General features: G+C 44.4%; 5 protein-coding genes and 2 pseudogenes. 4 read left to right on the top strand and 3 right to left on the bottom strand.

What is annotated here, in order from left to right:
- Positions 1-141: pseudogene (locus tag L5M37_RS23595) on the bottom strand (IS4 family transposase); the annotation flags it as partial.
- A gap of 101 nt (positions 142-242) precedes the next feature.
- On the opposite strand from L5M37_RS23595, the pseudogene L5M37_RS23590 reads away from it, so the two are divergent.
- From L5M37_RS23590 to L5M37_RS23580, 3 genes and pseudogenes are all read left to right on the top strand, one after another.
- Positions 243-2441: pseudogene (locus L5M37_RS23590) on the top strand (putative bifunctional diguanylate cyclase/phosphodiesterase); the annotation flags it as partial.
- Positions 2442-2722: 281 nt separating this feature from the next.
- Positions 2723-4939, top strand: a complete 2217-nt coding sequence (locus tag L5M37_RS23585) for a patatin-like phospholipase family protein (protein ID WP_263201896.1) — start codon at positions 2723-2725, stop codon at positions 4937-4939.
- 228 nt (positions 4940-5167) lie between these two features.
- Positions 5168-7210, top strand: a complete 2043-nt coding sequence (locus tag L5M37_RS23580; protein ID WP_263201895.1) for a M13 family metallopeptidase — start codon at positions 5168-5170, stop codon at positions 7208-7210.
- A gap of 80 nt (positions 7211-7290) precedes the next feature.
- On the opposite strand, the gene L5M37_RS23575 is transcribed toward L5M37_RS23580, so the two are convergent.
- Both L5M37_RS23575 and hxpB read right to left on the bottom strand, forming a co-directional pair.
- Positions 7291-7632 (bottom strand): DUF2845 domain-containing protein, encoded by a 342-nt coding sequence (locus tag L5M37_RS23575; protein WP_028759308.1) that lies wholly within the window; start codon positions 7630-7632, stop codon positions 7291-7293.
- Positions 7633-7727: 95 nt separating this feature from the next.
- Positions 7728-8387, bottom strand: coding sequence for a hexitol phosphatase HxpB (gene hxpB / locus L5M37_RS23570; protein ID WP_173247840.1), 660 nt, complete (start codon positions 8385-8387; stop codon positions 7728-7730).
- Positions 8388-8821: 434 nt separating this feature from the next.
- Here hxpB and acnB point away from each other — a divergent pair, with 434 nt between their 5' ends.
- A complete protein-coding gene (acnB, locus tag L5M37_RS23565; protein WP_105250395.1) occupies positions 8822-11419 on the top strand; it encodes a bifunctional aconitate hydratase 2/2-methylisocitrate dehydratase in 2598 nt (865 codons plus the stop codon).
- Positions 11420-12195: the final 776 nt, after the last annotated feature.

The following is a 12195-nucleotide window of genomic DNA, read 5'->3' as shown; positions in this document are numbered from 1 at the left end:
ATTTCGACCTAACTCAGTCAAGGTCAGTGTCTTACATTCAATCAGTGCCTTAGAGGCCAGCATCAAGCTGTTTAATCGTTTTAGGTGAAGTTCTGGGCAGTATTGGTGTAAAGAATGTTGTAGGATATTGGCTTCGCGCATCTTGTTGTCCAAGTGTAGTTTTTAGCGAAACCATTTGATCATGCAACAAGATGCGCTTCCACCCTAATTTGATGATTTATTTGTAAATCATCAGGGGATTCTTCAGTGTTGAGCAGCATTGGTGGTTATCCCAAGGTTTTAAAGGTATTTTGCTGCTGTTATTTTCTATTATTGCTTTAAGTCTTGCTTGGTATCGACAACGACAGATTAATACATTTAAGCAGATGAATCTGGCATTAACGGAGAGTGAGGACAGGTTAAGGCAGTCTTTGCGCGGCAGTGACTCAGATCTCTGGGAGTGGCATAAAAATACTCAGGCATTTCACCTTGATAATCGCGGTTCGGTGCTTGGTACGCATGCCAATGAGATTGTGGTGAGCTTAGAGGATTTGCCTGTGCATCCGCAGGATAGGGAGAAAGCTCTCACTCAGTGGGATAACATGATGGCGGGTGAGATTGACCGATTCGAGGCCGAATATCGCTATCAGCGTAAGGACGGTAATTGGGGATGGCTGAGGGTTAGAGGGCGGCCAGTTGCTCGCAATAAGCACTCAAATGAAATTGAACGGGTCGCGGGTATTTATAGCGATATTACTGTGCAACGCCAGCTAGAAGATGAAATTAATTTATTGGCGAAAGCGTTTGGCAATACCTCTGAAGGTGTGTTGATTTTAGATGTCGAAGGCGGTATTCGCGTTGCGAATTACGCTGCGCAACAAATTATTGGTATAGATTCTGACGACTTAGTTGGGCAACCATTTGCACAATTCGTACAGATGAATGACGGATTAGCATCGGAGATTAAGCAACTTCTCCGTGATAGTCAGTCTTGGACCGGAGAGCGGGAGTTAATCCGTGCCAATCAGCAACTCTGTCCTGTGTGGCTAAACGTGTCGGTGATGCAAAGCATTAACGGGAAAGTAACCCACTATGTGGTGGTATTCTCGGATATCACTGAGCGTAAACGTACTGAAGCCGATTTACGCCGTTTGGCTAATTACGATGTGCTTACTGGGTTGCCAAATCGCTCCTTATTTTCTAGCCGTCTATTACAGTCGATTCAAGCTGCGCAACAAACAGGTGAGAAACTGGCGCTACTGTTTTTAGATCTCGATAGATTTAAGCATGTTAATGATTCCTATGGTCATAGCATGGGCGATGCTCTGTTGGTCGAAGCATCAAGCCGACTACAATCTTGTATTTCCAGCGAGCATTTACTCTGTCGATTTGGTGGCGATGAATTTGTGATTTTACTCCGCAATGCAAACAGCATTGACGATATTAACCATGTCGCCGAGCGCCTGTTGGAGCAAATTGTCGCGCCTTTTAAGTTATATGGTCGGGAATTTTATATTTCGACCAGCATAGGCATCAGTATTTGGCCCGACGATGCGGTGCAGCCAGAGGCTTTTATCAAGAATGCCGATCTTGCTATGTACCATGCCAAAGAAGAAGGGCGAGGGAATTTCCAATATTATTCCTCGGAGCGTAATGCTCAAGCCCTCTATCATTTACGGCTTGAGGCCGATTTACGCAAAGCCATAGAACGGCAAGAGTTCGAGCTTTATTACCAGCCGCAAATTGATATTTTGCGTAATGATAAGCTCATAGGAATGGAAGCATTAATTCGCTGGAAACATCCGCTGGACGGCTTTATTCGCCCCGATATTTTCATTAAAGTTGCTGAGGCTTGCGGTTTAATTGTTGATATTGACCGCTGGGTATTAAGACAAGCCTGTGTGCAGGGAGCCAATTGGACTAAGCGCTATGGCTCGGGCTTTAAGTTGTCGGTTAATATTTCGGCGGTGCATTTTAGGCAGCCAGATTTTATTGAAGATATCCAAAGAATTTTACAAGAAACCCAAATGCCAACTGCATCTTTAGGATTAGAAATCACCGAAGGCGTATTGATGAAGGAGTTGCATGTCGCTAAAGACCATCTGACTCGATTGAAATCTTTGGGGATCGAGGTTGCCATCGATGACTTTGGTACTGGGTATTCTTCACTGGCTTATTTGCGTAATTTTGAGGTCAATACTCTAAAAATTGATCGCTCCTTTTTGATTGATATCGCCACTAATACCGCAGATCAGGCGATTGTGAGCAGTATTATTGAATTAGCCCGTAACCTTAAATTAAATGTGGTTGCTGAAGGGATTGAGACGGTTGAGCAGTTAGAGCAAGTATTTAGCCGTGGCTGTTATATTATTCAAGGGTATTATTTTGCTAAACCTATGTGCGTTGATGATTTTGAGCGCTATTTAGAGACAGATAACAAAATCGTCTCTATTGATCATTAAGCTAGAAACATAGTCTATTATTGGCTCGCGAATACTTAATATTTGTACCGCTGATGGGCAATCGTCTGCACGATATAAGCCAGTGAGCTTGAGATGTAAACGTTATCGTCTTCAGTGATGATGGATATTTTGTTTAGCGGTTTATTCAATTAAACTTCATCTGTTTGTATAAAGAGTACACAAACTTATCACTAGTCGGTCCAGATAAAATATGACTGACGGTTAAATCGATAAGTTTGTTAATATAACTCGGATTTTTATCCCATAAAAAGTAGCCTCACATGATGCGTCAACTACTCGCTTCTATTATTTTGTGTTTATGTGTTACCCCGTCTTTGGCTGCAGAGCGCCTTAAAATTGGTGTCGTACTCAGTGGTGGTGGTGCTAAAGGCGCTGCTCACGTGGGCGTGCTCAAAATATTAGAAGAACATAACATCCCAGTCGATTATATCGCGGGCACCAGCATAGGTGCCTATGTCGCTGGCATGTATTCACTGGGTTACAGTGCGAGTGAAGTGGAAGCTATCATGATGGGGGTCAACTGGGACAGTGGCTACTCGGACACCATACCGCGCAATATTTTGAGTTACAGGGATAAACAGTTACGCGACCGTTACAATATTCCGTTAAACATTGGCTATAACGAAGGCCAAGTGAGGGCGCCAAGTGGTCTGCTACGTGGACAGACTATGTCGCAACTTTTACGTCAGTCGACAGATCTGGTACAGCAATTTGGTCATTTTGATGATTTAGCCATTCCCTACCGAGCGGTTGCAACCGACTTAGAAACTAGCTTACCTGTGGTGATTAGTCACGGCAGTATGGTTAAAGCTATGCAAGCGTCTGCAACTGTGCCTGGTGCACTTCAGCCCGCACAAATTGAAGGCAAGTTATTGGTCGATGGTGGTATTGCTAATAACATGCCCGTCGATGTGGTTAAGGCCATGGGAGCCGATATTATTATCGCCGTCGATATTGGCTCGCCTCTGGTTAAAAAAGATAAATTAGACAGTACTATCGCAGTGCTTGATCAGCTCTCTAATTTTTTGACCAATGCCAGCACTGAAAAACAAAAACAATTACTGACAGATAAAGATGTATTGATCCGACCCGCGATTGACGCCCTCAGCACCACTGATTTCACTATTATGCCGCTGGCATTAACCCTTGGAAAAGAAGCCGCTAATGGTCAGCTTTATAAGTTGAGCAGTATGAGCGTGAGCCCTGAGGAATATGCCGCCTACGTCGAGGCTAAAAAAGCCAAAGGTAAATTATTAATGGCGGATGTACGTCATCCCATTAATGAAATCGTATTTGAAAACCAATCTAAGGTGAGTTTGAATCTCTTGACGGAAACCTTGGATATTAAACCTGGGCAAGCTGTATCTAAAGACGATCTTAATGAGGCGTTAAAGCGTATTTACTCCCTCAATAAATTTGAGCGTGTCGATGCTGAATTTGTAGAAGGTGAGGATGGCCGCATACTCACAGTCACCACTAAGGCTAAGTCTTGGGGGCCGAATTATTTCCAACTGGGCTTTAATTGGGAGGATGACTTTAATTCAGAATCTGCCATCAGTTTTGACATGGCTTATACCATGACCGATTTGACCTTTAATGGTGGTGAGTGGCGCAATGAGGTGAAGCTCGGCATTGAAAAGTTGTTTGCAACTGAGTTCTATCAGCCTTTAGACAGGGACCAACAGTTCTTTAGCCGTGCCCGTTATCAATACGATACCCGTGATTGGGACTTATACGATAATAACAGTCGTATCTTAACCTTCGACAAGAAAACCCATACGATTGAATTAGGCATAGGTTATAACTACACCTTACAAGGGATGATTGAGTTAGGCTTAGTCGCAGAGAAGGGGTCGATAGTCAATGATGTTTGGCTAACGCAGGACTTAGATTTTAGTTCCTATGGTGCTTACTTTAGGTTCGGTTACGATAGCTTAGATAGTATTAGCTTTCCAACATCAGGTAATCGCGTAACCTTAAACGTTTACGTGCGCAATGAAGATTTCAATGACAGTATCGACGATAATCAAAACCAATTTAGCGTGCAAATAGAGGCCGACTGGAAAGGTGCCTTGAGTGTCGGTAACCACGCTTTTGTTGGTAAGGCATCAATTGCTACTAACAATAATGATGGTGTCAATACGCTGCATTTATCTGAGCTGGGAGGATTCTTAAACCTGTCTGGTTACCATAAAGACTCAATTATGGGCGCACATAAAGTGTTTGGGGCCTTTATTTATCAATATGATCTCGGGCGTGATGCGCTAGGTATGACAGATTACCCTCTATACCTAGGTTGGAGCTTAGAGGCGGGAAATGTCTGGGACGAGCGCACTGACGTCACCCTGACCGATCTGATTTATGCATCGAGTCTTTATATCGGTACAGATACTTCCATGGGACCCGCAGCACTTGGTTTTGGGATCACAGATCTTGGCGATAAGTCCTTCTATTTATTTGTGGGTAAAAACTTCTAGTTTGAGATTTGTGTAAAGAACTTAAGGGCATGACTGAGGTTGTGCCCTTACTTTTTGGTCGATGGAAAAACTATAAGCGTCATCCCTATGGAAGTTACCTTGCCGAAATAGCTAAGAGTGTCGCTAAAGTGTCATATCCTTTTACAAAATCTTACTACTGTGAGGCGTGTCAAGATGCTAAGGTTTTGCGGGAAAAATAATAACTCTCAACGGAAGCTGGGGAAAACAATGAAGAAGATAAGCACACTGGCACTGAGTATCGCCTTGAGTTTAGGTTTAGCGGCTTGTAGTACTGAGCCTAAAACTGAAGCCGTCGCGGTGTCTGGCATTGAATTGCAAAACTTTGATGCCTCAGTTCGCCATCAAGATGATTTCTATTACAGCGTTAATGGAAAATGGTTGGCAAATACGCCTATTCCAGCTGACAAATCTAACTATGGCGCGTTTTCTGTGTTGTACGACCAAAGCCAAGATGCATTGAAGAAAATTATCGACGAAGCGGCCGCTAAAAAGAATCCTGCTGCAGGCTCTAATGAACAGAAAATCGGTGATTTCAATGCTAGCTTTATGAATACCGATTTGCTTGAAACATTAGGTGTTACTCCGCTTAAGCCATTGCTGGCCGATATCGCTGCCGCAAAAACGCACGCTGACTTACCCGCTGTGATGGGTAAATTACTGACGACGGGTTCTGGTATTCCTTTTGGTTTTTACGTCAATAATGACGCTAAAAACTCAACTCAGTATGCGGTGTATTTAAGCCAGTCGGGCCTTACGTTGCCTGACCGCGATTATTACCTAAAAGATGATCCTAAGTTTGCCGCTAATCGCCAAGCCATGGCCAAGTATGTGACAGAAATACTGACCGAAGCGGGTTACAAGGACGCTAAACGCGCGGCTAAAAACGTCGCTGATATCGAAATGATGATCGCTAAAAGTCAGTGGAGCCGAGTCGAATCCCGCGATGCCAACAAGGCATACAACAAGTTAGATCGTGCTGAACTGCAAAAGTTAACCGGTCAATTCGATTTTAATGCCTTTGCTGCGAGTGCCGGCTTAGGCGATAAAGTGACTGAAGTGATCGTGCGTCAGCCCTCTTATTTTGAAAAACTCGGCGCCAGTTTCGAGACATTCCCTGTATCGGCTTGGCAGGATTATCTTGCGTTCCACTTAGTGGATAGCTACGCCGAGTTACTGAGTAAAAACTTTGTTGATTTGAACTTCGCCTTTAAGAGCAAAACCTTAATGGGTATCGAAGAGCAGCAGCCACGCTGGAAAAAAGCAGTTGATGGCGCCGACCAAGTGATTGGTGAGTTAGTGGGTGAAGAGTACGTTAAGCAATACTTCAAGCCAGAAGCTAAAGCACGCATGGAAACCATGATCAAAAACTTGATCAAAGGTTTTGAAGTCAGCATTAATGAACTTGAGTGGATGACGCCAGAAACCAAAATTGCCGCTCAAGAAAAACTGGCTAAATTTACCTACAAAATTGGCTATCCAGATAAATGGAAAGATTACTCAGGTTTAGATATTAAGGCTGACGAGTTAGTGGGTAACTACATGCGTTACGCTCAGTTTGAATATCAAGACATGATCAACAAGCTAGGCAAGCCAATTGATCGTAACGAATGGGGTATGACACCACAAACGGTGAATGCTTATTACAGTCCAGTGAAAAACGAAATTGTGTTCCCTGCAGCGATTCTGCAACCGCCATTCTTTAATATGGATGCCGATGATGCCGTTAACTACGGTGGTATAGGTGCAGTGATCGGCCATGAAATTAGCCATGGTTTTGATGACCAAGGCGCTAAATACGATGGTGATGGCAACCTGCGTGATTGGTGGTCAGATAAAGACAGAGAAGAGTTCCAAAAACGCGGTAAGCAGTTGTCTGCCCAATACTCAGGTTATGAGGCAATGCCCGGCAAGTTTGTTAACGGTGATTTGACCTTAGGGGAGAACATCGGCGACTTAGGTGGTTTAACTGTAGCGGCACGTTCGTATTTGATGAGCCTTAACGGCAAACCTGCACCTGTGCTTGATGGTTTAACGGGCGAGCAACGCTTCTTTGTGGGTTGGTCGCAAGTATGGCGCCGTAATTACCGTGATGAAGAGCTGAGCCGTCGTTTGCTGACAGATCCGCATTCACCGAGCCATTATCGTGCCATGGGTACACCACGTAACGTGGAAGCCTTTTATAAGGCCTTCGAGATGAAAGAAGGCGATAAAATGTATTTAACACCAGATGAGCGTGTGAAAATTTGGTAATACATTCAGTAGATTGAAATAAGAAAAGCCAGACAATGTCTGGCTTTTTTATTGATGACAATAATCAATGATGCTGCCGATTAATGTCCATAACCTAAGGATTCAATTTTTGTGACTTTATTATCAGTGGCATACAGGCGACGCATTAAGCGTGTTGGTCCAAAGTCATAGGTCCATTCTTGATACTCAGTTGGCAACTTGCTGGGATCGATCACCCTGTCTCCGTTAGCGTTGAGATAAGTCGCGGGCAGACTGTATTCTCGAATATCACTGGGCGAGCCGCATTTATCCTGCACAGTCGTTAAAGTATCGCCCGTATTGATCACTTGTTGTTTACAGTGCATGGTCTCACCTGCGCTAGCGGGTAAACAGGTGGACATGAGTATTAAGCCCATGGGCAGTATTAAGGACAGGTACTTCACATTGAATTCCTTCTGGTGCATACACCATTCTGCTATTTATCCGTAGGGTAAAGACTAAGCTTATTCGCCCTGCAGAAACTCGGTGTGTTGTGACGTTATTTTGCCAAAATTGTTGTTAATGCCAACAAACTCTCGGCCTGATGATGGGCGATAATCCACTTAGCATCGCCTCTTTGTTCTGGCGCAGGGATCGCGACCGTTTGCATGTTGGCTGCTCTGGCGGCAATTAAGCCGTTAAAGGAATCTTCGATGGCAAGACAACAACGGGGATCAACATCTAACGCCTTAGCGCAATTCAAATAAACTTCTGGGTGGGGTTTACCATAGATTAGGTGTTCAGCCGATTCTATCGCCATAAACTTTTCACTGAGATCTAACTTCGTTAATACTGCTTGGATAATGGTGTTTGGGGATGAAGTCGCTAAGCCGATTTTAAGGCCAAGCGCTTGGCAGTGATCAATCGCTTCGTGGACGCCCAGCATAGCTTCGCCGCTAACCAGAATTTCATTTGCAACTTTATCAACAATCGTTTGGCTGACCTTGGCATTATCATAGTGTGGCCAAGGTGCCTTGTGGTACCAATAATCGACGCATTGATCGATGCGTAAGCCCGTGGTTTGTTGAATCGTTTCTATCGTCACTGGCACGCCGAGTGCGGATAACACTTCATACTCGACTCGCTGCCATAGGGGTTCTGAATCGATTAAAACGCCATCCATATCAAAAATAACGGCTTGAATGCTAAGGGATGTCATTGGTACTCCGGTGGACTAAGGAAATAACTGAGATATGCAGTAAATTAAGCCTGAGTGTAAGTTCTCGCACTGCATCTTAAAAGCCAAAATGCCGCAAGATGAGAAAAATTTATACCTATTTGCTCTCTGACACGGAAAATTGCTTGTTCGATTTAAAATTAATGAAACATTGTTAACTATTTGTAGTGTATGGTTTTTTGTCTGTTTTCAAACTATTGTCTAATTTCACTTGTTTTAATCTTCCCGTAAGTTGGCATTCGCCGCCGGATTTAGTCCTTATTTCGCTTTTTGCCGAGTGTGACCTGATTCATACTTTTGCAAAGCTGTAGTATACTGCAGGCCGGAAATACGGGTCGATCATGTCGGACTGTCAGCTTCAATTAAGAAGACGTGCAGTTTCGTTGTTAGAGCGCCAAACAAAGAGGAATGTTGCCGTGCTAGAAGCATATCGTAAACACGTCGCAGAACGTGCTGCAGAGGGCGTAGTCCCTAAGCCATTAGATGCACATCAAGTGGCTGAACTGGTTAAGTTAGTTCAAAACCCACCCGCAGGTGAAGAGGCTTTCGTTCTCGACCTGCTTGAAAATCGAATTCCCCCAGGTGTTGATGAAGCCGCTTACGTTAAGGCTGCTTTTTTAGATGCGGTTGCCAAAGGCACTGAGAAATCACCGATTCTGTCTGCTGAGCGTGCTACTGAGTTATTAGGCACAATGCAAGGCGGCTACAACATCGAACCTCTGATCGCGCAGCTGGATAATCCAGCGTTAGCACCTTTAGCCGTTAAAGCGTTATCTCACACTCTGCTGATGTTTGATTCTTTCCACGATGTGGTTGAGAAGATGGAAGCGGGCAATGAGTTTGCAAAGCAAGTGGTTGAAGCGTGGGCGAATGCAGATTGGTATTTAAGCCGTCCAAAACTGGCCGACAAAGTCACTCTGACAGTATTTAAAGTCTCTGGTGAAACCAACACCGATGACTTGTCACCTGCACCAGATGCATGGTCACGTCCTGATATCCCATTGCACGCGTTAGCTATGCTGAAAAACGCCCGTGATGGTATCGAGCCTGATGTTGCTGGCGCCGTTGGCCCAGTGAAAAAAATCGAAGCATTAAAAGCACAAGGTCATCCATTAGTATATGTGGGTGACGTTGTGGGTACGGGTTCATCACGTAAATCTGCGACTAACTCAGTACTGTGGTTTATGGGCGATGATATTCCATTCGTACCTAACAAGCGCGCTGGCGGTTTCTGCCTTGGCGGTAAAATTGCACCGATTTTCTTCAACACTATGGAAGATGCGGGCGCACTGCCAATCGAGCTTGACGTAAACAAGATGGAAATGGGCGATGTGATTGACATCTACCCATACGCCGGTGTGGTTAAGCGTCACGATAGCGACGAAGTGATTTCAGAATTCAGCTTAAAAACTGAAGTCTTGTTAGACGAAGTTCGTGCTGGTGGTCGTATTCCATTGATCATCGGTCGTGGTTTAACTGACAAAGCCCGTGACGTATTAGGCTTAGGGTTATCTGACGTCTTTGTACGTTCTCAAGATGTCGCTGATACCGGTAAAGGTTATACGCTTGCGCAGAAGATGGTCGGTAAAGCTTGTGGCGTAGCGGGTGTGCGTCCTGGTCAATACTGCGAACCTAAGATGACGTCTGTCGGTTCACAAGATACCACTGGTCCTATGACCCGTGATGAGCTGAAAGATTTAGCTTGTTTAGGTTTCAGTGCTGATTTGACTATGCAGTCATTTTGTCACACTGCGGCTTATCCAAAGCCAGTTGATGTGAACACACATCATACTCTGCCAGATTTCATCATGAATCGCGGCGGTGTATCACTGCGTCCAGGTGACGGTGTTATCCACTCGTGGTTAAACCGTATGCTGCTACCAGATACAGTTGGTACGGGTGGTGACTCACATACGCGTTTCCCAATTGGTATTTCATTCCCAGCGGGTTCTGGCTTAGTAGCGTTTGCTGCTGCGACTGGCGTTATGCCACTCGACATGCCTGAATCCGTATTAGTGCGCTTCAAGGGCAAAATGCAACCGGGTATCACACTGCGTGATCTGGTTCATGCTATCCCATTAAAAGCCATTGAACTGGGCATGCTGACCGTTGAGAAGAAAGGTAAAGTAAACATCTTCTCTGGTCGCGTACTGGAAATCGAAGGTCTTGAAACCTTGAAAGTTGAACAAGCTTTCGAATTGTCTGATGCTTCAGCTGAGCGCTCTGCTGCCGGTTGTACCATCAAGTTAGACAAAGAACCTATCATTGAATACCTGAACTCAAACATCATCATGCTCAAGTGGATGATCGCTGAAGGTTATGGCGATCGTCGTACGATTGAACGTCGCATCAAAGGCATGCAAGAGTGGTTAGCCAATCCTGAGCTGATGAGTGCTGATAAAGATGCTGAGTACGCTGCAGTAATCGAAATCGACTTAAATGACATCAAAGAGCCAATCCTGTGTGCGCCAAACGATCCTGATGATGCCGTTTTACTGTCATCTGTTGCGCAAACTAAGATTGATGAAGTGTTCGTAGGTTCTTGTATGACCAACATCGGTCACTTCCGCGCAACCGGTAAGATGCTAGACAAGTTTGCTAAAACCCTGCCAACACGTCTGTGGATTGCACCACCGACTAAGATGGATAGAGATCAGCTGACTGAAGAAGGCTACTACGCGATTTTTGGTCGTGTAGGCGCGCGCATCGAGATCCCAGGTTGTTCACTGTGTATGGGTAACCAAGCACGTGTAGCTGAAGGTTCAACTGTGGTATCGACTTCTACCCGTAACTTCCCTAACCGTTTAGGTACAGGTGCTAACGTTTACTTAGCCTCTGCTGAACTGGCTGCGGTTGCTGCGCTGTTAGGTCGTCTGCCGTCACCTGAAGAATATCAAGAATACGCTAAAGAGTTAGACGCAACTGCAGCTGACACATACCGTTACTTGAACTTTGATCAAATCGAGTCTTACACAAAAAAAGCATCGGAAGTGATCTTCCAGACAGCTGTGTAATCGATTGCCGTTAAGGTAACTTGATGTAAAAAGCCAGCGTAAGCTGGCTTTTTTGTGGGTTTGTTTTATTTCTACATCTATATGCACCAATGAACCCTATCATAGTCATGCTTTAGTTCTTACATCACAAACTCGCTACTTACTAATGGTCACGCGTTGTCGCTATTAAAACAAATCCATTTAAGCCGATCCGTAGGTCAATCACACGCTTAGCCTCGTTTAATCTTCATTTTAAAAGACGAAAGTCTTCTATTTTTATAACTACTAACAAATCATCTGATGGCTTTTGGCTATACATAATGCGAAACAAAGGCGTAGTCTTGACTGAATTGTGGATAACTTTGGGGGTAAGTGGTGGGTATGGTGTGGCTAGATTAGATAATTAGAATTAACTGCAAATTTCCTGAAAATAGGGGTTGCACAAAATCTCCTGCTCCCTATAATGCGCATCCACTGACACGGCAGACAGCGTTAAGCAGCCTGATGTGACAGTTCATCGATGAGTTTACTGATTGATGAGCGAAAAAAAGTTTGCAAAAACTCCTTGACGCGAAACGGGAAATGCGTAGAATACGCAGCCCTAGCCAACTGGAAGCGTTCGACGCTCAGTGTGGTACTCAAGTTCTCTTACGAATATTGAGTTGCTCTTTAACAAGATAAAACAAGAAATCTGTGTGGACACTCACAGGTGTTGAGTTAATCGAAACTGCTTAGCCTTCGGGTTGGCAGTCAAAAATTTAAATCAATGTAACAATGAGTGTTCATAGTAATATGTT

It is taken from the genome of Shewanella sp. SM69 (assembly GCF_025653985.1).
Classification (GTDB): Bacteria; Pseudomonadota; Gammaproteobacteria; order Enterobacterales; family Shewanellaceae; genus Shewanella; species Shewanella oncorhynchi.
This window is presented reverse-complemented; position numbering and strand designations above follow the sequence as displayed.